Origin of the sequence: Hyphobacterium indicum, from assembly GCF_003129605.1 — a bacterium.
Lineage (GTDB): Bacteria > Pseudomonadota > Alphaproteobacteria > Caulobacterales > Maricaulaceae > Hyphobacterium > Hyphobacterium indicum.
This window is the reverse complement of the sequence record NZ_QBDX01000002.1, coordinates 105,367-132,103: the sequence shown is the minus strand read 5'-3', so window position 1 is coordinate 132,103 and position 26,737 is coordinate 105,367. Positions and strand designations below refer to the sequence as shown.

The 26,737-nt window shown below is 62.6% G+C and carries 35 protein-coding genes; 14 read left to right on the top strand and 21 right to left on the bottom strand.

The genetic code is table 11. The annotated features are described in order from the left end of the window. The first annotated feature begins 63 nt into the window (after positions 1-63). The 3 genes from DBR16_RS05030 to rsmA are packed head-to-tail and all read left to right on the top strand — an operon-like array spanning position 64 to position 3,130. Complete coding sequence (locus DBR16_RS05030) at positions 64-1,302, top strand: peptidylprolyl isomerase (RefSeq protein ID WP_109260172.1); 1,239 nt, start codon at positions 64-66, stop codon at positions 1,300-1,302. Next, positions 1,302-2,285 (top strand): 4-hydroxythreonine-4-phosphate dehydrogenase PdxA, encoded by a 984-nt coding sequence (pdxA, locus tag DBR16_RS05025; protein ID WP_109260171.1) that lies wholly within the window; start codon positions 1,302-1,304, stop codon positions 2,283-2,285. Before DBR16_RS05030 ends, pdxA begins: the two co-directional genes overlap by 1 nt. Next, positions 2,282-3,130: a 16S rRNA (adenine(1518)-N(6)/adenine(1519)-N(6))-dimethyltransferase RsmA gene (gene rsmA / locus DBR16_RS05020; protein ID WP_109260170.1), complete on the top strand. Its 849-nt coding sequence runs from the start codon at positions 2,282-2,284 to the stop codon at positions 3,128-3,130. Before pdxA ends, rsmA begins: the two co-directional genes overlap by 4 nt. On the opposite strand, the gene gmk is transcribed toward rsmA, so the two are convergent. From gmk to DBR16_RS04980, 8 genes are all read right to left on the bottom strand, one after another. Beyond that, the gene (gene gmk, locus DBR16_RS05015; protein ID WP_233347591.1) at positions 3,127-3,738 is read right to left on the bottom strand and encodes a guanylate kinase; all 612 of its coding nucleotides are present in this window, start codon (positions 3,736-3,738) and stop codon (positions 3,127-3,129) included. The two genes, rsmA and gmk, sit on opposite strands and share 4 nt — an antisense overlap. 40 nt (positions 3,739-3,778) lie before the next feature. Further along, complete coding sequence (locus DBR16_RS05010) at positions 3,779-4,660, bottom strand: YicC/YloC family endoribonuclease (protein ID WP_109260168.1); 882 nt, start codon at positions 4,658-4,660, stop codon at positions 3,779-3,781. Then, positions 4,660-5,691, bottom strand: coding sequence for an endolytic transglycosylase MltG (gene mltG / locus DBR16_RS05005; RefSeq protein ID WP_109260167.1), 1,032 nt, complete (start codon positions 5,689-5,691; stop codon positions 4,660-4,662). Before mltG ends, DBR16_RS05010 begins: the two co-directional genes overlap by 1 nt. A 9-nt stretch (positions 5,692-5,700) precedes the next feature. Continuing rightward, complete coding sequence (gene fabF / locus DBR16_RS05000; protein WP_109260166.1) at positions 5,701-6,981, bottom strand: beta-ketoacyl-ACP synthase II; 1,281 nt, start codon at positions 6,979-6,981, stop codon at positions 5,701-5,703. A 12-nt stretch (positions 6,982-6,993) separates the two neighbouring features. Beyond that, positions 6,994-7,230 (bottom strand): acyl carrier protein, encoded by a 237-nt coding sequence (locus DBR16_RS04995; protein ID WP_109260165.1) that lies wholly within the window; start codon positions 7,228-7,230, stop codon positions 6,994-6,996. Positions 7,231-7,393: 163 nt separating this feature from the next. After that, positions 7,394-8,131: a 3-oxoacyl-[acyl-carrier-protein] reductase gene (gene fabG / locus DBR16_RS04990; protein ID WP_109260164.1), complete on the bottom strand. Its 738-nt coding sequence runs from the start codon at positions 8,129-8,131 to the stop codon at positions 7,394-7,396. Next, positions 8,131-9,081 (bottom strand): ACP S-malonyltransferase, encoded by a 951-nt coding sequence (fabD, locus tag DBR16_RS04985; protein ID WP_109260163.1) that lies wholly within the window; start codon positions 9,079-9,081, stop codon positions 8,131-8,133. Before fabD ends, fabG begins: the two co-directional genes overlap by 1 nt. Positions 9,082-9,135: 54 nt before the next feature. Then, positions 9,136-9,528: an STAS/SEC14 domain-containing protein gene (locus DBR16_RS04980; protein ID WP_161539414.1), complete on the bottom strand. Its 393-nt coding sequence runs from the start codon at positions 9,526-9,528 to the stop codon at positions 9,136-9,138. A 165-nt stretch (positions 9,529-9,693) separates the two neighbouring features. Here DBR16_RS04980 and DBR16_RS04975 point away from each other — a divergent pair, with 165 nt between their 5' ends. The 11 genes from DBR16_RS04975 (at position 9,694) to DBR16_RS04925 (ending at position 17,873) form a co-directional block, all read left to right on the top strand. Then, on the top strand, positions 9,694-9,906 hold the full coding sequence (locus DBR16_RS04975) for a hypothetical protein (protein WP_125184504.1): 213 nt from the start codon (positions 9,694-9,696) through the stop codon (positions 9,904-9,906). A 54-nt stretch (positions 9,907-9,960) separates the two neighbouring features. Continuing rightward, a complete protein-coding gene (locus DBR16_RS04970; protein WP_109260160.1) occupies positions 9,961-10,242 on the top strand; it encodes a type II toxin-antitoxin system Phd/YefM family antitoxin in 282 nt (93 codons plus the stop codon). Continuing rightward, on the top strand, positions 10,229-10,522 hold the full coding sequence (locus tag DBR16_RS04965; protein ID WP_109260159.1) for a type II toxin-antitoxin system RelE/ParE family toxin: 294 nt from the start codon (positions 10,229-10,231) through the stop codon (positions 10,520-10,522). Before DBR16_RS04970 ends, DBR16_RS04965 begins: the two co-directional genes overlap by 14 nt. 175 nt (positions 10,523-10,697) lie before the next feature. Then, complete coding sequence (gene rpsF / locus DBR16_RS04960) at positions 10,698-11,051, top strand: 30S ribosomal protein S6 (RefSeq protein WP_109260158.1); 354 nt, start codon at positions 10,698-10,700, stop codon at positions 11,049-11,051. Positions 11,052-11,069: 18 nt separating this feature from the next. After that, complete coding sequence (rpsR, locus tag DBR16_RS04955) at positions 11,070-11,324, top strand: 30S ribosomal protein S18 (protein WP_109260157.1); 255 nt, start codon at positions 11,070-11,072, stop codon at positions 11,322-11,324. 11 nt (positions 11,325-11,335) lie between these two features. Further along, on the top strand, positions 11,336-11,980 hold the full coding sequence (gene rplI, locus DBR16_RS04950) for a 50S ribosomal protein L9 (RefSeq protein ID WP_109260156.1): 645 nt from the start codon (positions 11,336-11,338) through the stop codon (positions 11,978-11,980). Positions 11,981-12,156: 176 nt separating this feature from the next. Beyond that, positions 12,157-13,641 (top strand): replicative DNA helicase, encoded by a 1,485-nt coding sequence (locus tag DBR16_RS04945; RefSeq protein ID WP_109260155.1) that lies wholly within the window; start codon positions 12,157-12,159, stop codon positions 13,639-13,641. 61 nt (positions 13,642-13,702) lie between these two features. Next, on the top strand, positions 13,703-15,079 hold the full coding sequence (gene radA / locus DBR16_RS04940; protein ID WP_109260154.1) for a DNA repair protein RadA: 1,377 nt from the start codon (positions 13,703-13,705) through the stop codon (positions 15,077-15,079). Between the two features lie 3 nt (positions 15,080-15,082). Beyond that, positions 15,083-15,688: a CvpA family protein gene (locus DBR16_RS04935; RefSeq protein WP_109260153.1), complete on the top strand. Its 606-nt coding sequence runs from the start codon at positions 15,083-15,085 to the stop codon at positions 15,686-15,688. A gap of 44 nt (positions 15,689-15,732) precedes the next feature. Further along, positions 15,733-17,157 carry an amidophosphoribosyltransferase gene (gene purF / locus DBR16_RS04930; protein ID WP_233347590.1) on the top strand — a complete coding sequence of 475 codons (1,425 nt, stop codon included), beginning with the start codon at positions 15,733-15,735 and terminating at the stop codon, positions 17,155-17,157. Further along, positions 17,154-17,873, top strand: a complete 720-nt coding sequence (locus DBR16_RS04925; RefSeq protein WP_109260151.1) for an SDR family NAD(P)-dependent oxidoreductase — start codon at positions 17,154-17,156, stop codon at positions 17,871-17,873. The genes purF and DBR16_RS04925 overlap by 4 nt, the downstream gene beginning before the upstream one ends. 149 nt (positions 17,874-18,022) lie before the next feature. Here DBR16_RS04925 and der read toward each other — a convergent pair whose 3' ends face one another. From der to DBR16_RS04860, 13 genes are all read right to left on the bottom strand, one after another. Next, on the bottom strand, positions 18,023-19,384 hold the full coding sequence (gene der / locus DBR16_RS04920) for a ribosome biogenesis GTPase Der (RefSeq protein ID WP_109260150.1): 1,362 nt from the start codon (positions 19,382-19,384) through the stop codon (positions 18,023-18,025). 5 nt (positions 19,385-19,389) lie between these two features. Next, entirely contained in the window at positions 19,390-20,481 is a 1,092-nt protein-coding gene (locus DBR16_RS04915) for a PQQ-like beta-propeller repeat protein (RefSeq protein ID WP_407657709.1), read from the bottom strand. A gap of 280 nt (positions 20,482-20,761) precedes the next feature. Next, positions 20,762-21,628, bottom strand: a complete 867-nt coding sequence (locus tag DBR16_RS04910) for a tetratricopeptide repeat protein (protein WP_161539413.1) — start codon at positions 21,626-21,628, stop codon at positions 20,762-20,764. Between the two features lie 129 nt (positions 21,629-21,757). Beyond that, positions 21,758-22,585, bottom strand: coding sequence for a 3-methyl-2-oxobutanoate hydroxymethyltransferase (panB, locus tag DBR16_RS04905; RefSeq protein WP_109260147.1), 828 nt, complete (start codon positions 22,583-22,585; stop codon positions 21,758-21,760). Between the two features lie 47 nt (positions 22,586-22,632). Continuing rightward, positions 22,633-22,974 (bottom strand): hypothetical protein, encoded by a 342-nt coding sequence (locus tag DBR16_RS04900; protein WP_109260146.1) that lies wholly within the window; start codon positions 22,972-22,974, stop codon positions 22,633-22,635. Then, positions 22,971-23,519: an RNA polymerase sigma factor gene (locus tag DBR16_RS04895; protein WP_109260145.1), complete on the bottom strand. Its 549-nt coding sequence runs from the start codon at positions 23,517-23,519 to the stop codon at positions 22,971-22,973. The genes DBR16_RS04900 and DBR16_RS04895 overlap by 4 nt, the downstream gene beginning before the upstream one ends. 15 nt (positions 23,520-23,534) lie before the next feature. Continuing rightward, on the bottom strand, positions 23,535-23,921 hold the full coding sequence (locus DBR16_RS04890) for a DUF6249 domain-containing protein (RefSeq protein WP_109260144.1): 387 nt from the start codon (positions 23,919-23,921) through the stop codon (positions 23,535-23,537). A gap of 85 nt (positions 23,922-24,006) precedes the next feature. Then, positions 24,007-24,567: an NnrU family protein gene (locus DBR16_RS04885; RefSeq protein WP_109260143.1), complete on the bottom strand. Its 561-nt coding sequence runs from the start codon at positions 24,565-24,567 to the stop codon at positions 24,007-24,009. A 113-nt stretch (positions 24,568-24,680) separates the two neighbouring features. Further along, positions 24,681-25,019, bottom strand: coding sequence for a type II toxin-antitoxin system RelE/ParE family toxin (locus DBR16_RS04880; protein WP_109260142.1), 339 nt, complete (start codon positions 25,017-25,019; stop codon positions 24,681-24,683). After that, entirely contained in the window at positions 25,016-25,276 is a 261-nt protein-coding gene (locus DBR16_RS04875) for a type II toxin-antitoxin system ParD family antitoxin (RefSeq protein WP_109260141.1), read from the bottom strand. Before DBR16_RS04875 ends, DBR16_RS04880 begins: the two co-directional genes overlap by 4 nt. Before the next feature lie 70 nt (positions 25,277-25,346). After that, entirely contained in the window at positions 25,347-25,664 is a 318-nt protein-coding gene (locus DBR16_RS04870; protein WP_109260140.1) for a hypothetical protein, read from the bottom strand. Then, positions 25,661-26,194 carry an RNA polymerase sigma factor gene (locus tag DBR16_RS04865; RefSeq protein WP_109260139.1) on the bottom strand — a complete coding sequence of 178 codons (534 nt, stop codon included), beginning with the start codon at positions 26,192-26,194 and terminating at the stop codon, positions 25,661-25,663. Before DBR16_RS04865 ends, DBR16_RS04870 begins: the two co-directional genes overlap by 4 nt. A gap of 2 nt (positions 26,195-26,196) precedes the next feature. After that, positions 26,197-26,610: a hypothetical protein gene (locus DBR16_RS04860; RefSeq protein WP_109260138.1), complete on the bottom strand. Its 414-nt coding sequence runs from the start codon at positions 26,608-26,610 to the stop codon at positions 26,197-26,199. Positions 26,611-26,737 lie beyond the last annotated feature (127 nt).

Below are 26,737 nucleotides of genomic sequence, written 5' to 3'. Positions count from 1 at the left end.
GCGCCATCGTTGCACCGCGCGCGCGTATGAGTATTTTCGAGACCGTACCAGAAAAAATCGGCCATGATCATGAAACGACTTTTGACCGCCTCACTTGCCCTGGCGCTTTCTGCTGTTGGCAGCGCCTGTGCCCATGCCCAGCAAGTTGAAGGCATAGCTGCGCTGGTCAATGACTATCCGATCACAACTGTGGATGTCCGCAACCGGATGCGGCTGATCATTGCATCGTCCGGGGCCCAGCCGACGCCGGAAGCGCTGGCCCGAATCCAGGATCAGGCGATCCGCTCTCTGGTCGATGAAACGCTTCAGCTGCAGGAAGCGCTCGAGTATGAAGTCGAGGTTGATCCAGCCGAGGTGGACGCCGCCATCCAGAATATCGCGGTCCAGAATGATGCCGACCCGGCTCAGATCGAACGTGATCTGGCCGCCAGCGGTATTGCTGTCACAACGCTCCGCCGCCAGCTCGAGGCGGAAATCGCGTGGCAAATCCTCGTCGGCGGGCGCTATAGCAACCGCATCCGTATTTCCAATCAGCAGATCGAAGCGACGCTGGAACGCGTGGCCGCATCGGCATCGGAAACGCAATACCGCCTGGCCGAAATCTTTCTCGAAATCCCGGTCTCGTCTGATGAGGAACAGGCCCAGCAGCGCGCGATCGCGGTTATGACCCAGATCCAGCAGGGTGCCCCTTTCCAGGCCGTCGCCCAGCAGTTTTCCGATGCCCCGTCAGCGGCCAATGGCGGCGAAATCGGCTGGCTGCTCACCGGACAGATGCGCCCGGAAGTGGCGCAGGTCGCGCAAGCGCTCTCGCCGGGTCAGTTGTCGCGGCCCTTCCGTGTTCCGGGCGGGCTGATGATCATCGCCCTGATTGACGAGCGCGAAGGCACCACTGCCATCATGTATGATCTGGCACAGGTGACAATCCCGACCAGCCGGGTCACTGACGAGTCCGTTGCCGCATTACAGCGGGCGATTTCGCGCATTGCCAGTTGCGACCAGATCGACGCCGCCGTCGAAGGCGTTGACGGTGCCTTCTCGTCCCGTCTGGGCCAGATTTCGCTGGATGCGCTGTTGCCGCAAGTTGCCGAACCCCTGTCCGGGCTCGATGAGGGTGAGAATACCGGCATTCTGGAATCCGCGGCCGGACGGCAGGTCTATTTCGTCTGTGATCGTTCTATCGGCGGACCGGGCGTGCCCACGCGCGAGGAAATCGAACGCCAGCTGCGCAACCAGCAATTGTCGATGCTGTCCCGCCGCTGGCTCCGTGATCTACGCCGCGACTCCACGATCGAAATCCGCTAATGACCGCGCCCCTGGCGCTGACCATGGGCGATCCGGCCGGGATCGGTCCGGAGATCAGTTGCGCCGCCTGGCAGGCGCTGAAGCAGGCCGGGCCGGTCTTTTTCGTGATCGGCGACCCGGCCCTGTATGATGTTCCGGTGGAGATCATCGAAACGCCCGCGCAAGCGGAATCCGTATTTTCCCGCGCCCTGCCCGTCATCCCGGTCGCGCTTGCTGCGCCTGTCACAGCGGGGCAGGCAGACGGGGCGAATGCCGCCCCCGTTCTGGCTTCTATCGAGCAGTCGGTCGCGCTGGCGGCCAGCGGCCTGGCCGGCGGCATTGTCACCAATCCGGTTTCCAAAGCCGTCCTTTATACGGCCGGCTTCAAGCATCCTGGCCATACCGAGTATGTCGCCATGCTGACCCGGAAGCTGAAGCAGGCGGGACCGCGCGGACCGGTAATGATGCTGGCAGGCGAAAAGCTGCGCGTTTCCCTGGTCAGCATCCACATGTCACTGAAAGCGGCGATCGAGGGTCTGAGCGCCGAAGCCATCATCCATACGGCACGGGTCACGGCCCATGCGCTGCGAAAGGATTTTGGCATCAGAACGCCGAGACTGGCGCTGGCCGGACTCAATCCACATGCCGGCGAAGGCGGTTCCCTGGGCCGCGAGGAGATTACCATTATCGCGCCGGCCGCCAATGCCCTGCGCGCCGAGGGCGTGGACATATCCGGCCCGCTGCCGCCCGATGCCATGTTCCATGAGGAAGCGCGGGCCGGATATGATGCGGCCATCTGCCTGTATCATGATCAGGGGCTGATCCCGTTCAAGGCGCTGGATTTCTGGGGCGGCGTGAACGTCACGCTCGGCCTGCCTGTCATCCGCACATCGCCGGATCATGGCACCGGATTCGATATTGCCGGCAAGGGCGTAGCGCGCGCCGACAGCCTGATCGCGGCCATCCGGCTGGCGGCTGACATGGCCGCGCGGCGGGCCATATGAGCACGCCGCCACCGCTGCGGGAGATAATCGCCGAATACGGGCTGCGCGCCGACAAATCCTTCGGTCAGCATTTTCTGCTCGATCTTAATCTGACCGGAAAGATTGCCAGCCTGTGCGGGGATGTCTCCGGCGTCACGATCATCGAGGTCGGCCCCGGCCCTGGCGGCCTGACCCGGCCCCTGCTGGCGCTTGCGCCCGAACGCCTGATCGCGGTCGAGATGGATGCACGCTTCATCCCGGCGCTGGAGGCGACGGCTGACTATTATCCAACGCCTTTCGAGATGATCGAGGGCGATGCGCTGAAAGTGGACGAAGCCGCATTGACCGGCGGGGGACCGGCCGTGATTGCGTCCAACCTGCCCTATAATGTCGGCACGCCCCTGCTCATAAAATGGTTGAAAGCCGAGCCGGTCTTCTGGCAGAGACTGGTGCTGATGTTCCAGAAAGAGGTTGCGGAACGGGTGGTCGCTCCCGCGGGGGCCAAAGCCTATGGGCGGCTGGCCATTCTGACGGCTGCTGTCGCGTCGGCGCGGATCGTGCTGAATGCACCGGCCCGTGCCTTCACGCCACCGCCCAAGGTCGATAGTGCGGTGGTGGTGATTGATCCCCTTCCCGCTGCGCAACGTTTCACTGATCTGGCGGCGCTGGAAGTGGTCACGGAAAGCGCCTTTGGCCAGCGCCGCAAGACCTTGCGCAAAAGCCTGGGCATCGCGGCGGGCAAGGCGGGCACATCAGCAGAAACCTTGCTGGAGGCTGCGGGCATTGACCCCGGTGCCAGGGCGGAGACGATTCCGCCGGAGGGGTTTTTTGCATTGGCAAAGGCGTGGCGGGCGGCGCGGGGTTAATCCCGCTCGCTCATCAGCTCATCGACGAAACCGCGCAGCCAGGGCCGGCGGGTGCGGCGCAGGCGTTCGGCGCGGAGGATGAGTTCGAGTTCCTCGAGCGCGCCGGAAAAGTCCTCATTGACGATGACATAATCATATTCCTCCCAATGGGAGACTTCCGCTTCGGCGCGGGCCATGCGGCCATTGATGATGTCCTCGGAATCCTGCCCGCGTTTGCGCAGACGGTCCTCCAGAAGCTTCATCGACGGCGGCAGAATAAAAACGCGCACCACGTCGCGCGGCGCCTTTTCGGCCAGCTGCTGCGCCCCCTGCCAATCGATATCGAAGACCACATCGCGGCCCTCGGTCAGCGCCTCCTCGACCGGGGCGATGGGCGTTCCATAATACTGGTCAAAAACTTTTGCGTGTTCGAAAAACCCGCCTTCCGCAATGCGTTTCTCGAATGCCTCATGGCTGACGAAAAAATAATCCTCGCCATCCAGCTCGCCCGGGCGGGCGGCACGGGTCGTGGCCGAGACAGAGAGGACGACATCGGGATGATGCATGATCAATCGCTTGGACAGCGTCGTCTTTCCGGCCCCGGACGGGCTGGAAAGAACCAGCATCATGCCACGTCGTCCACCCCGGTAGCGGGGGGCAGGTGGCCGGCTATTCGACATTCTGTATCTGCTCCCGGAACTGATCGACCGCGGCTTTCAGTGCCAACCCGATGCGTGTCAGCTCCGAATCGCCGGACTTGGAGCATAGCGTGTTGACCTCACGATTGAACTCCTGAGACAGGAAATCCAGCTTGCGTCCGACGGGAGAGCCTTGCGCCAGCAGATCACGGGCGCTTTCGATGTGGGCGGTCAGGCGGTCGAGTTCCTCGCGGATATCAGCCTTGACGGCGAGCATGGCCGCTTCCTGGGCGAGCCTTTCCTCGGGCAGATCGCCGTCGAGAAAATCCTGCAGCCGGGCGCGGAATCTGTCGCGGATGATCTCCGGACGTGCTGCCGCAAGGCTGGCCGCCTGCTCCCGCAATGCCACGATTTCATCCAGAACGGTCGTGAGAATTCCGGACAGGGCGGCGCCTTCTTCGAGACGCGCGGTCCGAAGCGCGGCCAGGGCCTCGTCAAAGGCGACCAGAATGGCGCCGTGCAGGGCTTCGGCATCGGCTTCGCTGGCGTCGTCCTCGGACCTGAGGACGCCCTTGACCGCCAGAAGGCCGTCAAAGGATGGCGGCGCCACCTCTCCCTTTTCGACATAGGGCCGGCTGGCGGCGATCAGGGCTTCCAGACGGGCGGCATCAATCGAGACATCGCTTGCGGACAGATCTCTTGCCAGGGTGAGGCTGGCCTGAATGTTACCGCGCGAAAACGTCCGCTTGGCGCGCTCCCGGGCCGCCTGTTCCAGCGCATCATAGCCGGGCGGTGTGCGGAACCGCACTTCCAGCCCCTTGCCATTCACGCTCTTGATCTCCCAGACAAAGGTCCAGTGCGAAAACTGACCGCCCGCGCGCGCAAACCCTGTCATTCCGGAAAGCCGTGGCATTATCTGCGCTCCCGTTCGATCCGGCGCCAGTTGGCCACATTCCGCTGATGTTGGCGATAGGTCTCGGCAAAGGCGTGCCCGCCGGTGCCATCGGCCACAAAGAAGAGATAATCGGTGTCGGGCGGGTTGAGGACGGCCGCAATGGCATCCCGGCCGGGATTGGCAATCGGTGTCGGCGGCAAGCCGTTCACGAAATAGGTGTTGTAGGGATTATCGGCATTGTCGAGTTCGGAGCGTCGTATGCCGCGGCCCAGAGGCTCGCCGCCGGTGATGCCGTAGATGATCGTCGGATCGCTTTCCAGCCGCATGCCCCGGCGCAGCCGGTTGACGAAAACCGATGCCACCAGTGGGCGCTCGTCCGCGACGCCGGTCTCCTTTTCAACGACGGAGGCCAGGATGATGGCCTCCTCCGGCGTATCGAAGGGCAAATCTGCCGCGCGGCCGGGCCAGAGCTGGTCGATCAGGGCTTGCTGATCGGCCCGCATGCGGTCGAGCACAGCCTGGCGCGGCGTGCCGCGTTGCACAAAATAGGTCTCGGGCAGAAGTGTGCCTTCTTCCGGCATGTTTGTGATCTCGCCGGTCAGCACCTCCGAGTCATTGAGGATGCGTACAATCATGGCGCTGGTCCGCCCTTCCGGCACCGTCACCGGATAGGACAGGGTCTCGCCCTCGCGCAGCTGCTCATAGATGTCGAGAATGCTGGACCGTGCAGGAATGGCGTATTCCCCCGCCTGCAAATCGCGGTCGCCGCCATCGATGGTGACCCAGATACGGAAAATCCGTGCATCCTCGATGACGCCTTCGCGTTCCAGCTGGTTGGCGATGGCAATGAGTCCTGCACCGCGCGGCAAGGTGACGATGGTCTCGGTTTCGGCCGGGCCGGCATCGGCGACTTCGTCCTGCAGCCATTGCCAGCTGAACCAGGCCGCGCCGGCAACAACAATCACCCCGATGACGATCAGCAGGAGCAAACCGAGCAGTATTCTCCCGAGCAGGCCACCTGTCTTCTTTTCCGGTTTCTGATCGCTCATGGCCGCAGATCAATCCACGGCCCGGAAAATTACGGACGCATTGGTGCCGCCAAAGCCGAAGGAGTTCGAAAGGGCCGCTCTTACCGGTTTTTCCACCGCCTTGTGCGGGGCAAGATTGATCGGTGTTTCCACCGATGGGTTGTCAAGATTGAGCGTTGGCGGGCAAATGCCGTCGCGGATCGCCAGGATGGAGAAGATCGCCTCCACAGCTCCGGCCGCGCCAAGCAGGTGTCCGATCGATGATTTCGTCGAGGACATGACAATATCGTCTGCCGCATCGCCGAACAGGCGCTCCACGGCTTTCAGTTCGATCTCGTCACCCTTCGGCGTGGAGGTGCCGTGCGCATTGACATAGTCGATATCGGACGGTTCCAGACCGGCATCCTTCAATGCGGCGCGCATCGACCGGAAACCGCCATTGCCGTCTTCTGCCGGTGCGGTGATGTGGAAGGCATCGCCGGACAGGCCATAGCCCGCCACCTCGGCATAGATGGTCGCGCCGCGGGCTCTGGCGCTTTCATATTCTTCCAGGACGACCACGCCGGCCCCTTCGCCCATGACGAAGCCATCCCGGTCCCGGTCATAAGGACGCGAGGCTTTTTCCGGTGTGTCGTTGAAGCCGGTCGACATGGCGCGGGCCGCGACAAAACTGGCGACGCCGAGGCGGCAGATGGCGGCTTCAGCCCCGCCGGCGACCATCATGTCGGCATCGCCATATTTGATCATCCGGGCAGCATCGCCAATGGCGTGCGCGCCGGTGGAACAGGCCGTGACGACCGAATGGTTCGGGCCTTTCAATCCATGGCGGATCGAGACCTGACCGGAAATCAGATTGATGATGATGCCGGGAATGACGAAGGGCGATATCTTGCGCGGGCCGCGCTCTTTCAGGAGGACGGAGGTTTCATAGATGGTGCTCAGACCACCTGTCCCCGAACCGATCATCACGCCGGCGCGTTCCGCCTCTTCATCCGAGCGGGCGGACCAGCCGGAATGTTCGATGGCCTGATCGGCGGCGGCAATACCGTAGAGAATGAATTCGTCGATGCGCTTTTGTTCACGCGGCGCCATGGTGGCATCGGCATCAAAGGCATGCGGATCATCCGCACCACCGCCCCGGCCATCCTTGCGTGGAACAATGCCAGCGATCCGGCTTGCGAGATCGCTGGCATCAAAATGTTCAATGGGCTTTATGCCCGATTGTCCGGATAAAAGCCGCTTCCAGACAGGTTCGACTCCGCATCCCAGCGGTGAAACGATACCCAGTCCGGTAACAACAACACGGCGCATGACAATCCGTGACTAGCCGGTTTTCTCGCTGATGAATTTCACAGCGGCACCAACCGTCTGGATGTGCTCTGCGGCATCATCCGGGATTTCAATGTCGAACTCTTCCTCGAACGCCATGACCAGTTCGACATTGTCGAGCGAGTCAGCGCCGAGATCGTCGATGAAGGACGCGGACTCTGTGACCTTGTCTTCTTCAACGTCGAGATGTTCGACAACGATTTTTTTAACGCGGGCAAGAACGTCGGACATAAGCGATTCCCTTCTGCAATCCTTCGTAAAACCTTATGCGGGGCCGGACGAGCCGTGAAGCGCCGAATACAGACGCCGTTCCCCCAAACAAACGGTGCGGGGCAGTTAGCACGCCAATTCGTGCTTGACCAGTCGGTGTGCGCCTTGGCCTGCCCGGCCGGTATCAGATCATGGCCATGCCGCCATTCACGTGCAAGGTCTGGCCGGTGACGTAGTGCGCTTCATCGCTGGCGAGATAGGCCACGGCTGCAGCAATATCCTCGCCGGAGCCGAGATCATTGGCGGGGATTTTCGACAGGATGGCTTCACGCTGCTGATCGTTCAGCGCGTCGGTCATCGGCGAGGCGATGAAGCCCGGCGCAACACAATTCGCCGTCACGCCGCGTGCAGCCACTTCCTGGGCCAGGGATTTGGTGAAACCGATCATGCCGGCCTTGGAAGCGCAATAATTGGCCTGTCCGGGATTTCCCATCACGCCCACAACCGAAGTGATGCCGATGATGCGGCCATGACGCGCCTTCATCATGCCGCGCAAGGCGGCGCGTGACAGGCGGAAATAGCTTTCCAGATTGATTTTCAGGACCTGCTGCCAGTCCTCGTCCTTCATCCGCATCAACAAGCCGTCCTTGGTGATGCCGGCATTGGCGACGAGGATGTCCAGCCCGCCCATGGCTTCAGCGGCCTGTTTCGGCAAGGCGTCCACCGCTTCGCCATCGTCGAGATTGCAGGCGATGGCATGCACCCGCTCGCCCAGCTCTGCCTTCAGTTCATCCAGCTTTTCCTGTCGGGTTCCGGAAATCGTCACCGTTGCGCCCTGGGCATGGAGTGTGCGCGCAATGGCGCCGCCGATACCGCCGGTGGCACCGGTGACCAGCGCGGTCTTGCCTTCGAGAGAGAACATTATTTGGCTCCTTTGAGGGAAGCGGCGAAGGCTTCCAGATTGTCAGGGGTGATCAGCGGCGTGCCGGCCGCGTCCGGCGCGGTGCGCCTGAGCATGCCGGACAGCACCTTGCCACCGGCTTCGGCGAATTCCGTGACGCCGCCCTCACCCGCCATCCATTGCACGCTCTCGCGCCAGCGCACCCGGCCGGTCACCTGTTCGACCAGCAGTTCGCGGATCGTATCGGGATCGGATTCCGGGGCGGCGCGCACATTGACGACGACCGGCACGCCCGGCGCATTGATTTTTGCTGCGGCCAATGCTGCGGCCATGGCATCGGCCGCCGGCTGCATCAGCGTGCAGTGAAACGGCGCCGAAACCGGCAAGGTCATGGCGCGTTTGACACCCTGTGACTGGGCATGGGCGATCGCCGCATCGACGGCGGCTTTGGCCCCGGAAATCACGATCTGGCCCGGCGCATTGTCATTGGCGACCTGACAGACGCCGTGTTCCGCCCCGGCCCTGGCCGCTGCTTCGGCGACATCCATTTCGGCACCGATCAGGGCCGCCATGGCGCCTTCGCCCACCGGCACCGCGGCTTGCATGGCCTGACCGCGCAGCTTGAGCAGCCTGGCCGCATCAGTGATGGACAGCGATCCGGCAGCCGCCAGCGCCGAATATTCGCCCAGCGAGTGACCGGCGACGAATTTTGCGGCCGTCGCGTCAATCCTGAACTGGGTTTGCAGCACCCGCATCACGGCCATCGAAGCCGCCATGATGGCCGGCTGGGCATTTTCGGTCAGCGTGAGGTCTTCCAGCGGACCATCCGCCATCAGGTGGGAGAGTTTCTGGCCGAGCGCCTCATCGACCTCGTCGAGCACGGCCCGCGCGGCCGGAAAGGCCCCGGCCAGCTCCGTGCCCATGCCGACCGCCTGCGAGCCCTGTCCCGGAAATACGAATGCCAGCGTCATGGCGTGCTCCCTCAACTTCATTCAGGGTGTCGATAAACAGCGCAGCCGGTTTAATCAATCGCCGGAGGTCAGCCAGGCAATGGCCTCATCGCGGTCGCGGAAGACGCGGCTTTTCAGATCCGGTCCGCTGATGGCCATCAATTCGAACAATTTGATAATGGCGAGATCCAGCTCCTTCTCGACAAGGATGGCCTCTTTCAGCCCGGCTGCCGGCCCTGACCTTGCCTTCTTCATGGCCGGGATCAGCACCTCCTGATATCCCTTGATGGTGAAATCACTGAAATCGGCGTCCGCGCTGGCAATGCCGAGAATCTGGCTGTGCTCATTCCATTCCGGACGCGCCATGCAATCGGGGATGTAGGCAGCGATCTCCTCCACGGTCATTTTGCCATGGGTGCGCATCTCGAAGATATTGTGTTCGGGCAGGTATCGAATGGTACAGGGCATCAGCATCATCCCTTCACAGGATCAAGAACCGGCTGGCGCCCCTCCCCCGGCACCAAAAGACTATCAGATTGCCCCCGCTGCCGCCCAGCATGTGAAGGTTGCAGCCCGCGACCGGGCCTATCGCCCGATCCCGGCCCGCGCGGCAAGGCTTGTGTGCAGCAGGAAATGCGTCAGAATTCGGGCATGCGCACCCGGCCACCCCTCGCCCGCCGTCTCCTCTATGCCGCGATCTTCTTCGTGCTCGGCTCGGCGGTGCTGATGGGCGTCGCTATCGTAGCCGACCCGGTGAAGCGCTGTGAAGAACGCGGCGGCACTTTCCACATTGCCGGACGGTGGTGTGAGGAGGCCGAAACTCCACAAGCACCGTCACCACGTTGATCGCGTGCTTCTTTTCAGCTATTTTAGCTAAATTAGCTATTATGGACAAAAGTCATGAAGACCTACACCGCTACTGAAGCCAAGAACAAGTTCGGGCAATTGCTGGATGATGCACAGCGCGGGCCGGTGCGCATCGAAAAGCACGGGCGGGGCTCGTCCTATGTCGTGTCCGAGGCCGACTATGAGGTCATCCAGGCGCAGAAGGAACGGGCCTTGCGGGACATGCTGGAGGAAAGCCAGCGTGATATCGACGCCGGGCGGACGGTTCCCATGGAACAGGTTCACGCCGAGGTCAGGGAAATGCTCGAACAGGCCAAGTTAGATGCCGAAAGTTGAGTATTCGGAGCGCGCCCGGGCCAATATCAAAGACATCGGCCGCTATACGATACTTAACTGGGGTGCCTATCAGGCCGACGAATATGTGAGCAGCCTGCTTGAGCGCATTGAGAAGGCGATGGAGTGGCCGCAGGGAGCGCCAGTGGTCATGTTCGGCGGCGAAGACGTGCGAAAACTCGTGGTTGGCCATCATGTCGCCTATTATTCGATCGAACCTGACCGGGTGCTGATCCGGGCCATCCTGCATTTCAGCCAGTTGCCCGACCGGCTGCGCGATTAGCCTTTCCCCACTTGCCTTGCCGCAGGCTTTCGCCTATACGCCCGCCTTCGAACGAATGCGGTCCTTTCTCCCGTCTGTAACGTGCGCACAGGGCGCATGGGAAAAGGAGCCACCGCAGATCATCCCGACCCTTCGGTTGATCCGCGCCGCATTCATGAGAGAAGGGAGTGCCCACATGGCTCTGTACGAGCATGTTTTCATTGCGCGTCCGGATATTTCTCCGGCGCAGGTTGAGTCTCTGACCGAAGAGCTCAAAACCCTCGTTGAGGAAAAAGGCGGCAAGGTCGGCAAGACCGAATACTGGGGTCTTCGCAACCTCGCCTACCGTGTACACAAGCACCGCAAGGGCCATTACGGCCTTCTGGACATTGACGCCGGCGCGGAGGTTCTGAACGAACTCGACCGCCGTCAGCGCCTGTCCGACGACGTCATCCGTCACATGACGGTGAAGGTCGATGCGCACACGGAAGAGCCGTCCGCCATTCTGTCGAAAAAAGACGACCGGCGCCGCCGGGAACAGCGCCGCTAGGCCGAGGGAGACACGAACATGTCTGATCTGAATATTTCCAATATTCCGGCCCGCCGCCCGTTCCAGCGCCGCCGGAAAGTCTGTCCGTTCTCCGGCGAGCATGCGCCGGCGATCGACTACAAGGATCCCAAGCTGTTGCAGCGCTACATGTCGGAAAAGGGCAAGATTGTCCCGGCCCGCATCACCGCTGTTTCCGCGAAGAAACAACGCGAACTGGCCCGTGCCATCAAGCGCTCCCGCCAGATGGCCATCCTGCCCTACGCGGTCGATTAAGGAGAAAGACGATGCAAGTTATTCTTCTTGAACGCGTCGACAATCTGGGCGACATGGGTGAGGAAGTGGCCGTAAAGGCGGGTTATGCCCGCAATTACCTGCTGCCTCAGGAGCGTGCCCTGCGCGCCACCGAAGCCAATCGCAAGCGGTTCGAAGCACAGCGCGAAATCCTCGAAAAGCGCAATGCCGAGCGCCGGGATGAAGCTGCCAAATCCGCCGAGGGTGTTGATGGGGAAACCTTCATCATGATCCGTCAGGCGGGCGAAACCGGCCAGCTCTACGGTTCGGTGACCACGCGGGATATCGCGGAAGCGGTGTCCACGGACGCCGTCAAGGTGGGCCGCTCGATGGTGGTGCTCAACGTCCCGATCAAGACGCTGGGTCTGCATGAGATCGAAATCAAGCTGCACCCGGAAGTGTCCATCACGGTGACCATCAATGTCGCCCGCACGACGGACGAAGCCGAACGTCAGGCCAAGGGCGAAGACGTGATCGCATCGCAAGCCGATGAGGATCGCGCCATTGCCGAAGCCCAGGCGGCCGAGCTGTTTGAAGCCGGAGCCGAGCCGGAAGACCTGATCGCGGCCGAGGAAAATGCCCAGGCGGAAGCCGAAGCTGAAGTTGAAGCTGCGGAAGAGGACGAAGACAAGGCGTAAGCCCGGTTTTCATCCTTGAACGGAATTGAGGCGGGCCATTGCGGCCCGCCTTTTTTCTTTGCCCGCGACTCGAGTTATCCACAGATCGGCAATTTCCTGTTGGCGATCTGAAAAACCCCAATGTCAACGAATTTTCATCAGTAGACGCGCTTTAAGACATCGTTAAGACCTGAGCCATGGCAATACATGATCTCCCCCATCCGGACGATACCGGAGCCGAGTCAGCCCCGCACAATATCGAGGCCGAGCAGGCCTTTCTGGGCGCGCTCATGTATGACAATGAAGTGCTGCACCGGGTCAGTGACTGGCTGCGCGCGGACCATTTCTACGACCCCGTCCATGGCCGGATCTTCCAGGCGATTTCAGACCGGATCCAGCGCGGCGCCCTGGCTGATGCCATTGTTCTCAAAACGGATTTCGAGCGCGATGGCGGTTTGAAGGAAATCGGCGGCGCGTCCTATCTGGCGCTGTTGCTCGAAAGCGCGTCCGACTCGGTGGCGGCGGTTGAATATGCCCAGCTGATCTATGATCTGGCGCTGCGCCGGGCGCTGATCCGGGTCAGTGCGGAACTGTCCCACGAAGCCACCGAAGCGACACCGGAAACCCATGCCCGCCATCTGATCGAGAGCGCCGAACGCAAGCTGTTCGAGCTGGCCGAGACCGGCGGCAATCAGCGCGGCTTCATCAGCTTCAAGGATGCGCTGACCGAATCCGTCGAGATGGCGGCGGCGGCCTATGAGCGCGAAGGCGGGCTGTCGGGGATTTCCTCGGGTCTGAAGGCCATGGACGCCAAGCTGGGCGGGCTGCACTCCTCGGACCTGATCATTCTCGCGGGACGCCCGTCCATGGGCAAGACCGCTCTGGCGACCAATATCGCTTTCTCGATTGCCCGCGCCTACCAGTATCAGACCCTGCCCGACGGCTCGAAGAAGACCGAGAGCGGCGGCGTGGTCGGTTTCTTCTCGCTGGAAATGAGCGCCGAACAGCTCGCGACACGTCTGATCGCGGATTATACCGGCATTCCCGGCTACCAGATCCGGCGCGGCGATATTGATCCGGCGCAATATGAGGAAATCCGCGACGCGGTGCTCGATATCCAGAGCCTGCCCTTCTACATCGACGATACAGGTGGCCTGTCCATCGGAGCGCTATGCGCCCGGGCGCGGCGCCTGAAACGCCTGCACGGGCTCGACGTCATCGTGGTCGACTATCTCCAGCTCGTAACCGCCTCGGCCAGCAAGGCCAGCCAGGGCCGGGTGCAGGAAGTCTCCGAGGTGACGCAGGCGCTGAAAGCGCTGGCCAAGGAATTGTCGGTTCCCGTGATCGCCCTCTCCCAGCTTTCGCGGCAGGTGGAACAGCGCGAGGACAAGAAGCCGCAACTCGCCGACCTTCGCGAATCCGGCTCCATCGAGCAGGATGCGGACGTGGTGATGTTTGTTTATCGCGAAGCCTATTACAAGGAACGCGAGAAACCGACCGAAGGCACGCCGGAATACCTCGCCTGGGAAGAGGAATTCCGGCAGATCGAACGCAATGCCGAAGTCATTATCGGCAAGCAGCGGCATGGCCCGATCGGCACGGTCGAGCTCGCCTTTGATGGCGCACGGACGAAATTCTCCGACCGCATCACCGATGACCGGTATGAAGGCCTGTCACACTAGCGCCTTGCGAATGCGTGGTGCGGACCGGACACTGAACCCCGTTCGGGAGAGATGATTCGTCATGGCGCGTGCCGATAGCCAGTTTGTCTGTCAAAGCTGTGGTTCCGTCCATGCCAAATGGGCGGGGCGCTGCGATGATTGCGGTTCTTGGAACACGCTGACCGAGGAAGCGGCTCCGGCGCCCATGGGAACGGCCGCCAAGGCCAAAAAGGCCAGCCGCCGCAGCCGCCTGGAATTTGTTACGCTGGACGGAGATGGCCGGGAATTGCCGCGCCATGAAAGCGGCATTGCCGAATTCGACCGCGTCGCCGGTGGCGGCATCGTGCCAGGCTCGGCGCTGCTGGTGGGCGGTGATCCGGGCATCGGCAAGTCGACCCTGCTGCTTCAGGCCGTCGCCAATCTGGCCAGGAACGGTGTCAGCGCGGTCTATGTGTCCGGCGAGGAAGCCATTGACCAGGTCCGCCGCCGCGCCCGGCGGCTGGGACTGGCGGATGCGCCGGTGGCGCTGGCCGCGGAAACCAATCTGGAAAACATTCTCGACGGGCTGAAAGCCGAAAAGCCGCAGATCGCCATTGTCGATTCCATCCAGACGCTGTGGACCGACCAGCTGGCCGCCGCGCCCGGCACCGTCGCCCAGGTGCGGGCCTGTGCCCAGGAGCTGGTGCGCTTTGCCAAGAAATCCGGCTGCGGGATCGTGCTGGTCGGCCATGTCACCAAGGACGGCCAGATCGCGGGACCGCGCGTGGTCGAGCACATGGTCGATGCGGTGCTCTATTTCGAGGGCGAGCGCAATCACCAGTTCCGCATCCTGCGCGCCGTGAAAAACCGCTTTGGCCCGACCGACGAGATCGGTGTGTTCGAGATGGGCGAGGCCGGGCTCCAGCAGGTCGAAAACCCGTCTGCCCTGTTTCTCAATGACCGCGGCAATGAAACGCCCGGCGCGGCCGTCTTTGCCGGCATGGAAGGCACGCGCCCCGTGCTCACTGAAATTCAGGCGCTGGTCGCGGCCTCTCCCCTGGGCACGCCGCGCCGCACCGTTGTCGGCTGGGATTCGGGACGGCTCTCCATGGTTCTGGCCGTGCTGGAAGCGCGCTGCGGGCTTTCCTTTGGCGGCCGTGATGTTTATCTGAACGTCGCAGGTGGCCTGAAGATCGGCGAACCGGCAGCCGATATGGCTGTCGCAGCGGCGATCATCTCGTCCGCGCTCAATGCGCCCTTGCCCGCTGATGCAGTGGTCTTTGGCGAAATGAGCCTTTCGGGTGATATTCGGGCAGTCGGTCGGAGCGAGGCGCGTTTGAAGGAAGCAGCGAAACTCGGTTTTTCACAAGCCTTGGCGCCGCTGGCTGCGAGCGAGGGCAATCCGCCCGTGACCGTGCGCGGTCTGGGCGGTGTCGCGGATCTCGTGGCCACGATCAGCGCCTGGCAACTGGAGGATTAGCGGATGGGCGGCCTCACTCCGGTTGATGGAGCCATCCTCCTCTTCATCGGGGCCTCGGCCTATCATGCGCTGGTGCGCGGCTTTGTCAGCGAAGCCCTGTCCATGACCGCAGCGATCGTGGCGGCCATTGCGGCGCTGTGGAGCCGGCCGCTGTTTGTCACCCTGGCCGATGATTTCGTGCCCTCCGGCTGGCTCGCCAATCTCGTTACCCTTGCTGTTATTTTTGCGCTGGTCTTCATGGCTGTCAGCTTTCTGACCGCGCCGATGCGGGCCAATGTCAAACGCGGCGATGATGTCGGCTTTCTGGACCGCACGCTCGGCTTTTTCTTCGGGATTGTCCGCGCGCTGCTGGCGCTCGGCTTTTTCCTGATCATCTCCAGTCTTGCCAATCAGGGGCAGCCGCCAAGCCAGCTGACGGATGCGCGCCTCTACCCGCTGGTGAACACTTCGGCGCGTCTGCTGCAATCTCTTGCGCCGGGGGATTCGCATATCGGACGAACAGAGGCTATATCGCCTGCGGAAACGCCGGCCGAGAGAGCGTATGACGAGCGCGACCGTAACCGGCTCGATGAATTAATCGGCACTGCCAGCGAGGATGATGACGGATGAGATTTCCGGCGCCCCCCCTCTCCTATGATCCCGCAACGGATCATATGAAAGAAGAATGCGGCGTATTCGCCGTTTATGGCGCGGCCGATGCGGCACTGCTGATCGCGCTCGGCCTGCATGCCCTGCAACACCGGGGACAGGAAAGCTGCGGCATTGTCACCCATGACGGATCGCGGGTTTATGCCGAACGTCATATGGGGCTGGTCGGCGACAATTTCGCGGATGGCGAGACCCATCACCGCCTGCCCGGCTCCACCGGCATCGGTCATGTCCGCTATTCCACCCAGGGCGCGACCATTATCCGCAATATCCAGCCGCTCTATGCCGATGTGCGTGGCGGCGGCATAGCCGTGGCCCACAATGGCAATCTGACCAATTCGCGCACGCTGCGCGACGAGCTGGTGGCGACGGGTGCCATATTCCAGTCGACCAGCGACACGGAAGTCATCCTGCAGATCGCCGCCCGGTCAAACCGGACCAGCGCATCAAAACGCTTCCTGTCAGCGTTGAAACAGATTGAAGGGGCGTTTGCCCTTGTCGCAGTGGTCAATGGCAAGCTGATTGCGGCGCGGGATCCGTTCGGCATCCGTCCGCTGGTGCTGGGCGATCTGGATGGCGCGGTCATTCTGGCGTCGGAAACCTGCGCGCTGGACGTGATCGGCGCGAAATATGTGCGCGATATCGAGCCGGGCGAAGCGATTATCGTCAGTGAGGATGGCATCAAGTCGGAACGGTTTGCGCCGGCGCAGCGCCCCCGTCCCTGTGCCTTCGAATACATCTATTTTGCGCGTCCGGATTCCGCGATTTCCGGGATCAGCGTCTATGAGGCGCGCAAGGAAATGGGCCGCCAGCTCTTCCGCGATGCGCCCGCCGATGTCGATGTCGTCATTCCCGTCCCGGACAGTGGCGTGCCGGCGGCGCTGGGATACGCCCAGGCAGCCGGTGTGCCCTATGAAATGGGGATTATCCGGGGTCACTATGTGGGCCGGACCTTCATCCAGCCCACCCAGGCCAAGCGCGATCTCGGCGTCCGCCGCAAACATTCTGCCAACCGCTCCGTCATCGAGGGCAAGCGTGTGCTGCTGGTTGATGACTCCATTGTACGCGGGACAACCTCGCGCAAGATCGTCGACATGATGCGCGAAGCCGGCGCCACCGAAGTGCATTTCCGCTCCGCCTGCCCGCCCATTGTCAGCCCGGATTTCTATGGCATCGACATGCCGCGCACGGACGAGCTGATGGCCTCCTCGATGGCCTGTGACGAGATGGCACGGGCCCTGAAAGCCGACAGTCTCGGCTTCCTGTCGATCAATGGCCTTTACCAGGCCGTGCTCGGTGAAGCGCGCAATGACGCGGCCCCGCAACTGGCCGATCATTATTTCACCGGACAATATCCGACCCGCCTGCTCGATCACGAGCGCGCGGCTTCCGACAAGGACCGGCAGCTTTCCCTGCTTGTCGATGCATGAGTGATCCGATGCTGAATGACAAAATCGCGCTGGTCACCGGCGCTTCCCGCGGCATTGGCCGTGCCATTGCCCTTGGCCTCGCGCGGGAAGGCGCCCACGTCATCGCCACGGCGCGGACGCAGGGCGGGCTGGAAGAGCTGGATGACGAAATCCGCGCGGCCGGAGGACAATGCACGCTGGTGCCGCTGGACCAGCTGGATTCCGAAGGCATCGAGAAGCTCTCCGAAATCATTGCCGAACGGTGGGGCCGGCTCGACATTCTGGTGGCCGCTGCCGGACAGCTGGGCGAGCTCACACCGGCCTATCAGGTGACGGCCAAGACCTGGAACGAGGTGATGGGCGTGAATGTGATTGCGCCCGCCCGCCTGATCCGCGCGTTTGAACCGCTACTCTTGAAATCGGAGGCCGGACGCGCGGTTTTCCTGACTTCCGGGGCCTCTAAATCCTGCCGCGCCTACTGGGCACCCTATGCCGCCAGCAAGGCGGCGCTGGATGCGCTGGTCATGTCCTGGGCGGATGAGCACAATAGCTCCAGCTTGCGGATCAATCTGGTCAATCCGGGGCCGATGCGCACCGCCATGCGCAAGAAGGCTTTCCCCAGCGAGGACCGCGATGCCCTGCCCCCGCCCGAGGCGCTGGTGCCGCTGGTCCTGTCGCTGGTTTCAGCGGACACTACCCGTCATCGCGAATGGATCGACTTTCCCGACGAGAGGTAACGGGGCTTACCCCGGACGCCCTGATCAAAGCGTCATCACCCGATTTATTCGGGTGATCTCGATGGATGACGCAATTCATTGGTTGATGGCAGGTGCCCGCCCCCCGCAAGCAGGGAGAGACATCCAGCCGCCGAGATGGAATAGCAGAACTAATTCCCGCTGCCGCCGCGGGCGCCATCGGTATAGGGGTTCTTGCCGGCTTTCACGATCAGCCGGATGGGCACGCCGGGCATGTCGAACGCTTCGCGGAGACCATTGACCAGATAGCGCTTGTAGCTTTCCGGCAGATCGGCAGCGCGCGAACACATCAGGACGAAGGTCGGCGGACGGGATTTGGTCTGCGAGAGGTAGCGCGGCTTGATGCGGCGGCCATTGACGGCAGGCGGCGGATGGCGCGCCGTCATTTCCTGCAGCCAGTCATTGAGATCGCGGGTCTTGATCTTGGCCGACCAGTTCTTGTGCAGGCGGGTGACCGCCGGCATCAGATCGTCCAGCCCCTTCATCTTCAGCGCCGAAACCGGCACCAGAGGCGCGCCCTTGGCCTGCGGCAGCAGGCGCTCGAATTCATATTGCAGTTCTTTCAGGGCGGCATGGCGGTTGGAGACGAGGTCCCATTTCGCCAGCACCATGACCAGGCCCCGCCCCTCGCGCAGGACCAGATCGGCCAGGGTAAGGTCCTGTTTCTCGAACGGGTGTTCGGCATCGACCAGCAAAAGCACGATTTCGGCGAACTTGATGGCGCGCAGCGTGTCCGCGGCGCTCATCCGCTCCAGCCGGTCGGTGACCTTGCCTTTCTTGCGCAGGCCGGCGGTGTCGTGCAACCGCACACGGCGGCCGTCCCAGAGCCAGTCGACGGCGATGGCATCACGCGTCACCCCGGCTTCCGGGCCGGTGATCAGCCGGTCCTCGCCGATCAAGGCATTGATGAGGGTGGATTTGCCGGCATTGGGGCGGCCGATCACGGCAATGCGCAGCGGCGGTTCCTCGCTGCGGTCATCGCCGATCTCGTCGAAATCGCCGAGGGCTTCGGACACCGCCGCATAAAGATCGCCGATGCCGTCACCATGGGAGGCCGACAGGGCGACCGGCTCACCGAACCCCAGCGCATAGCTTTCTGAAATGCCCACCAGACCGGCGCGTCCTTCCGCCTTGTTGGCCACCAGGACGACTTTGACTCCGGACCGGCGCACGACGTCGGCAAAAGCCTGGTCAAGACCGGTGACGCCTTCGCGGGCATCAATCACAAACAGGCAGATATCGGCATCCGCCAGGGCCTGATCGGTCTGGGCCCGCATGTCGGTGCCCAGCTTTGTAGCGTCGGCGTCGTCAAATCCGGCCGTATCAATGATGCGCAGGGGAATGTCGCCGAGGCGGCCATGGGCCTCGCGGCGGTCACGGGTGACGCCGGGCATGTCGTCGACAATGGCGAGCTGCTTGCCGGCCAGACGGTTGAACAGGGTCGACTTGCCGACATTCGGGCGGCCCACCACCGCAATTGTGGGGACAGCCATATCGGTTAACGCAGCGCGATCAGCCGGGCCTCATCGGTCACGACATAGATCGTTTCATTGACAATGATCGGGGCGACATAGACCGGATCACGAAGATTGACCTGGCGCTGGATGGTTCCGTCACTGGCCGAAAGGATGACGGCCGCGCCATGCGATCCGGTCAGCACCAGCCGGCCTCCGGCCAAGACCGGTCCGGACCAGGCGATGCGGTCGCGGCGGCGGCGTTCACTCTCGAATTGCTGCAACTGGGTGATCCAGCGGATGGTGCCGTCCGCGCGTTCCACGCACACCACTTCTCCGTCAGTTGTCACCAGGAAGATGAAATCGCCGGCCACCCAGGGCGCGTGAAGTCCACCGGCCGGCTGGGTCCACAGACGCTCGCCCGTGCGCAGGTCAAAGGCGGCCAGAATGCCGGAATGGCTCATCGCATAGACGAAATCGTCAACAATCACGGGGCTTCCGGCGACATCATTGATGGCCGAGATCGGCGTCAGTCCGCCGGTGCGGGTGAGCGCATCATTCCAGATCGGGTTGCCGTTCTGGATGCGCAGCGCCACGATTTCACCGGAGGCATAGGGGGCGATAATGGTTTCGCCCAATACGGCCACGCTCGGCGAGGTCAGGAGCCGGGCTGGCTCGGCAATGCCCTGGTGATTCCAGGCGATTTCGCCATTGCCCTGCTCGATTGCATAGAGCTCATTGTCATCGGTGGAGACGAAGACCATGCCATTGACAGCGGTCGGCGCGGAATGGAAGGGCGTCAGCGAGTCCGCGCGCCAGATTTCATTGCCGGTCGCGGCGTCCAGCGCGGCGAGAAAGCGGTTGCCGTTATGGGCAAAGACGCGCCCACCGTCGAAGGCCAGGCCGCCGCCAAATGTCGTCCGGTCACGGCGGAAGTCCGAGCGCAAATCGGCCTGCCAGATCTGGCTGCCGTCTTCCGGATCGAGCGCGTACACATGACCGCGGCCATCCATGGCGTAAATCCGGCCATCGGCATAGATCGGGCGGGCATTGATGCGGCTGGAGCGATTGGAGCCCTGGCCAAAATTGCGGCGGAACAGGATGTCGAGATTGCCGGAGGCCTGGGTGTGCTGCATCGCATGGGTCGGATAGCCATCCGGCTGCGCCCAGATCGTGTTGCGATAGGCGGTGGGCAAAACGACCGGTTCGCCGGCCCTGTCCGCATCCGCCTGCAGCGATTGCTCGAAGGACAGAATGGAGACGCGCTCGTCATCCGGCGGGCTTTCGGGGTCTTCTTCCTCAAGCAGCACGAAGGGATTGATCCGCGAGGCGGTATCCTGAACCGAGGAACACCCGGCGAGAAAGGCCAGAGAGGCCAGCAGCAAATACCGGCCCGAGGTGGAAAATGTCATCAGCTTAGTCCTGTCCGTCTTCGGCAGTGTCGGTGTCATTTGAGTCCAGAATTCCGGCCGCGTCGGGCATTTGCGGGCTGTCCACGTCCAGGGCGCCGGTTTCCTCATCAACCTGGTCGAGCACGGCACCAAGATTGAAGGTGGCCGGATCGACATCCGGCGTCTCCGGCAAGGCCGGCATCTCCAGGGCCGTGTCCTCCGGCGCATCAAGCGCGGCCTGTTGCTGCAACCGGTCAATCACTTCAACGGCGGCCTGGGCGCGCTGGGCCACCGGCAGGGCCAGGGCATCCAGATCATTGGCAATCGCTTCGTATTCAGTGCGGGCGCGCTCCAGATCGCCATTATCGAATGCCTTGGCGGCGATCACTTCCATCGCCAGCAGGCGATAGGGGCGCTCCGGCTGCATCATGTCGCCGAGGCGGTTCTGCAGATCGTCAATCGAGAGCTCCTCGAATTGCGCCATGGCTGCCTTGACCCGGGCGAGATCGGAGAAAGACGTGGTCGAAAACGTGTCAGCCGCCTGCTCGAAGAAATAGCCGGCCGTCGCCGCATCGCCGCCCTGAAGGGCCAGCTCGCCGCGCTGCATCAGGGCCAGTGCGGCATAACCGCTGGTGGCCTCTTCGGAAATGCGCTGCAATTCCAGATCGGCGTCCGTCAGCCGGTCTTCCTCAATCATTTCCAGAGCGGCGAAATAGCGGTCCGACATGGCGTGAGACCGCTGGGTCTGCCAGTACTCCCAGCCCTGCCAGGCCGCCGCGGCCACGACAATCGCAATCGCTCCGCCCAGCACCCACGGGCCCCATGTGCGCAGCAGAACATTGTACTTGTCCTTGCGGAGTTCTTCTTCAACTTCGTGGAAAATGTCGGCCACGGGAAACGCCCTGTATTCTCTGGTCAATCGGAGCCGGACACTAGCCGCGCTGCGGCCCAGCGGCAACCGCGCTTAGGGGCAGGACCTGCTAATTTGTCCGAAGGACGGCCAGATCAGCAGGTCCTGGCCCTAACCGTTCTTCGGCTTGAAGGAATAGGTTTCTGCATCTGCCGGAAAAGCGCGTGACCGGACATCGGCGGCATAGGCGGCAACGGCTTCCTCCACCACGCCGGAAAGCTGCGCATAGCGGCGCACGAATTTCGGTGTCCAGTCGAACAGGCCGAGCATGTCCGGCGTGACCAGTATCTGGCCGTCGCAGGCCGCAGATGCGCCAATACCGATGGTCGGCGCCTTCACCGCTTCGGTGATTTCACGTGCCAGGCCTTCCGCAACCCCCTCGATGACGATGGCAAAGGCGCCGGCGGCATCGGCTTCGCGCGCTTCATTGAAAACGCGGGTGCGTTCCATGTCGTCGCGGCCCTTGGCCTTGAAGCCGCCCTCGTTCAGCGCCGCTTGCGGACGCAGGCCGACATGGCCCATCACCGGCACACCGCGTTCGGTGAGGAAGCGGATGGTATCGGCGGCATAGGTGCCACTCTCGATCTTGACGGCCTGGGCCCCGGTTTCGGCGAGGACGCGGGAGGCGCTGGCGAAGGCCTGTTCCGGCGATTCCTCATAGGTGCCGAAGGGCAGATCAATGACCACCAGCGCCTGTTTTGCGGCGCGCATCACGGCCTTGCCATGGAGGATCATCATGTCGAGCGTGACGCCGATCGTGGAATCGAGCCCGTGCACGACCATGCCGAGACTGTCCCCGACCAGCAGAATATCGCAATGCGGGTCCAGCAGGCGCGCCATGGGCGCGTCATAAGCGGTCAGGCAAACCAGAGGTTCGCCGCCCTTGCGGGCGCGGATATCGGGAACGCCAATACGTTTGATCTTGTTTTGCGCAGACATAGCGGCGTCATAACCGAAGAGCCGCTCCGGCGATAGCGTCCGGCTGGTTAAATCTGTTTCGGAATGACGACCGCAAAACCGGCGATCATGAGCGCGAGGATGCCCGCCGCCAGCATTTCCGGCGAGGTGTAGGCGAAGACCTGTCCGGCGATTCCGTCCACAGGCAGCAAATCCGGGTTGGAAAAAAAACCCTCCAGCTGCGTGCCGGCCACGGCAGATCCGGTCGAGCCGGCCCCGCCCAGAACCAGGGCGCGGCGGCGGTCCGGGCGCTTGATGCGGCTCTGCACGCGCTTCACGAATTCATCGGCATCGATCGCGTCATCACGGCCGGGCTCTGCCGCCGCAAATGCGGACCGCAGACGATCTTCAAATGGGTCATTCATCGTCATGATACCAACGCCTCCTCGGCCTCGAACCAGGCTTTCAGTTTTTCCCGTCCCCGGTTCACATGCGATTTTACCGTGCCCAGCGGCATGCCGGTCGCTTCCGCCGCTTCGGCATGCGACATTCCGCTGGCATAACACAACACAACACACACGCGCTCGTCTTCCTTCAATGTTTTCAATCCGCGGTCGAGATCGACCACCGATCCCATGTCACGCGGCGCCTCGACATCGTCAATATCGTGCTGGAAGCGTTCCATGGCCTTGTCCGTTGCCTTGCGCTTGCGCGCGGACATCAGAAACTCGTTATATGCAATCCGGCAGAGCCATCCCCGAAAGGAGCCACTGCCCGTATAGCTGTTGATCTTGTTGAAAGCCTTGATGAAGGCTTCCTGGGCAAGATCGTCGGCCAGGGCGTGATTGCCGCACATGCGGGCCATCATCCCGCGCACCACACCCTGATGCCGGCGGACGAGCTCGCCAAAGGCCGCGCCGTCCCTGGCGGCGACGACCAATGCGATCAATTCCTCGTCCGATGCGCCCCGAGACACGTTCGCGTCCTCCGCTTATTCGGCGTCTTTGGATTTGTCGCGGAACAACACGCCCATAGTGATCAGCGCGATGCCGACAAATCCCGGGAATGATGCCACGCCGGCCATAATCCCGAGTGCTTCAAAATCATTCTCGACTGCACCGATCGTGTAGCCCAGCGTGATGAAGGCTGCGGCAATCGCCAGCAGAATGATTCCGGCGCGGATATCGCCACCTTTCTTCTTCTGCGGCATTCCGAGGGCCTTGATGACTTCCGGTGTCAGCTGGGTGCCACTCTGGGCCGCCTGACGGACGGTCTCAAGGACTTCGCGGCGGTTTTTTGCGCCATGATGATAAACGATCCAGACGATCAGAACGACGGATCCAAAAACGGTAATAGGGGCAAGCACATCGGGTCCCATGGTATTTTCCTTTCGTGTCTCGATGGCGCTCCACAGCGCCTTCCGGACTTATGATGCAGTGCGGTGCCAAACTGGATGCAGAGCGCTAGCCGATAATGCCGACACCGAACAGATAAAGGTGAAACCGCGCCAGCAGGGTGGCGATCAGCACGCCGATAATGATGGCGACGACATCCCCGCCCCAGCCCTTGGGCGGTTTTGGCGGATGGTCGCCGCGGATGAAGGCGGCAATCATCGAAACCAGCGACCACAGGAAGAAAGCGCCGAACAGCAGCACGGCGGACAATTCGCCATTGGCCGCAAGGTGCGATCCGGACCACAACATCACGGCCAGCAACATGGGATGCTGGACAAAGCGGCGGATATGGCTGGGCGTATAGGCCGCCACAATCAGGATCAGGGCAATGGGCACGGCAATCAGAGCTGCCATGCGCCCCCATTCCGGCGCGAGCCACACGGTTGCTGACGGGTGCGCCTGGATCTTGCCCAGGATGATGAGGATCAGGCCGGTCAGCGAGAACAGCGAATACAGGACTTTATAGCCCCCGGCCCCGAAACCTGAAATCATGGCGTTGCGCCCCCCCGGCACCAGCCGTATCGAGTGAATGCCCATGAACAGAACCAGGCCGGTAATCAGTAGAATCATGCGTCTTCCCCCTTGCTGGGAGACAGGCTAGGCCGAGTCTGCAAGCCTTGGCGAGGTCAGCGCACGATATTGAAAGACCATGTCCGGGGCAGATGTGTTGCCGGCCTCCGGGCTCATGTTCCGGGCTCAGGCCCTTGAAGCGCGGCGAGCTTTCCGGGCAGATCGACCCTGACATGCAGGAAATCGACTATGCTGATCTGGTCCGGCGCTTCAACAAAGACAACATAGTGTTGCCCGCAACGCACATAGCGCAAATCCTCCGGCACGCCGCTGCCGGCCAGTTGTCTGCAGGGACGGGTGATCGCATGGCCCGCGGCGACTTCACGGCAGGCCCCGATCAGATCGGCAGCATAAGCCTCAGCCTGACGCGTTCCAAACGTGTTATAGGTCCAATCGGCAATTTCGGCGAGGGAGTCTTCCGCCTGGCGTGTCAGCCGCCAGCGGCGGATCATCCGGCCGGCTTTCCGGCCTTCGAAAAGGCGCGCCGAATGGCCTCCTCTCCGCTGCCCGCCGCGAAATCACCGCTGCGGACCTGTTCCAGTCCGGACTGAAGCCGGGCCTGGAGGGCACCGATTTCGGCCTCTTCACGTTCCAGCAGCCGCAATCCCGCGCGCAGCGCTTCGCTGGCATTCTGATACCGGCCGGATGCCACCAGCTGATCGACCAGCCGGGACTGGGTTTCGGTCAATACGACATTGCGTGTCGCCATAACGGCCTCCTGCAAGGGCGTTGGCAATATATGCCAATACGGCCGCAGCGTCTATCCGGTCCGGCCCCCGTCAGGCGCGCGCGCTTCGCGGCAATACACGCGGCAGCAGCACCGCGCCTGCAACGATCAGACCTGCGATAGACAGGCCCGGCGTGGCGGCCATTTCGGCCGCAAATTGCGCCGCTGCGCCGATCAGGGTGTGGCCAGAGGCCTTGATCAGTCCGAAAAAAACGGCGCTGGCCGCAATGGCAAGAAAGGCGTGGCGGCGCAAACGGGCGTGCAGGCGGATACGCGCCATGCGTTCTTCCAGCGCGGCCATGAATACCGGATCGCGCTGCGGCGCGGCATCGGCCCGCAAGAAGGCGTTCAGCTTGTTTTCTGCGCTCATGTGTCACCTCCCAGCGCAGCGAGCAGTCTGGCCCGCCCGCGCTTGATATGAGACTTGACTGTTCCCACCGGCATGTCCAGCGCCTGTGCGGCATCGCCATGCGACCAGCCGCCGGCGAGGCAGAGCGAGACGCAGGCGCGCTGGTCCGGTGTCAGCTCCTGCATGGCGGTTTCCAGCGCCATATTGTCTTCCATGCTCAACCCTTCGGGCCGGCTTTGCGCGGCGGTTTCCATCCAGCTGTTTTCGCGTCTTTCCCGGCGGCCGGAGGCCCGGCGCGCTTGCGAGGCCAGCCGCCATCCGGTGCCGAACAGCCAGCTTCTGAAGGCCGCCGGATCGCGTAATTGCCCCAGCCGCTGCCAGGCACGGATCAGCGCGTCCTGGGCGATGTCATCGGCCAGTGCCGGATCGCGGCAGACCCCGCGCAGAAAGCTGCGCAGGGCCGGGCTGTGACGCCGGGCGAGCTGTTCGAAGGCTGCATCCGCGCCCCGCAAAGCCGCGCCCACCAGTTCCGCATCGCTGGCCGCGGCCATGATCAGCCGCGGCGCTTGCCGAACAGGGATGACGCCAGAAAGGCCAGCGCCAGCACGCCGAGGATCATCGCGACGAAATACATCGACGTCGTATCCCCCAGCCAGCCGGAATAGCCGACAAAGGCGAAAACGGCGCTGAGACCGGCAAACAGGACGACCAGGAAGACGCCGCTGCCGCCGCTCTCCTCCTTGCCGCCATCCGACCAGTCATCGCCGGACCTGTCATTTTCCGATTCCAGGGCCCGGATCAGATCTGCGGGCGGTTCCTTGCCGGACTGGGCATAGGCCTTGAGCACCTCGACCTTTGCCTTGGTGCGCTGATAGCTCAGAAAGCTGTTCCAGCCGCCGATCACAAAGAAGGCGAGCGGGAAAAGCAGCCACCAGTAACTTTCAAAAAGATCACCGAACGTTTCCATGTTGTCCTCCAATCGACCCGGCTTTATCGCCGTTCATGAAGGAAGTGGCCACCACCGACCGGTTTGGAGGCAGGCTGTGTGCATTTTTCAGACATGCTCCGGTTCCGCGCCGGCGCGGCCGGAGCAA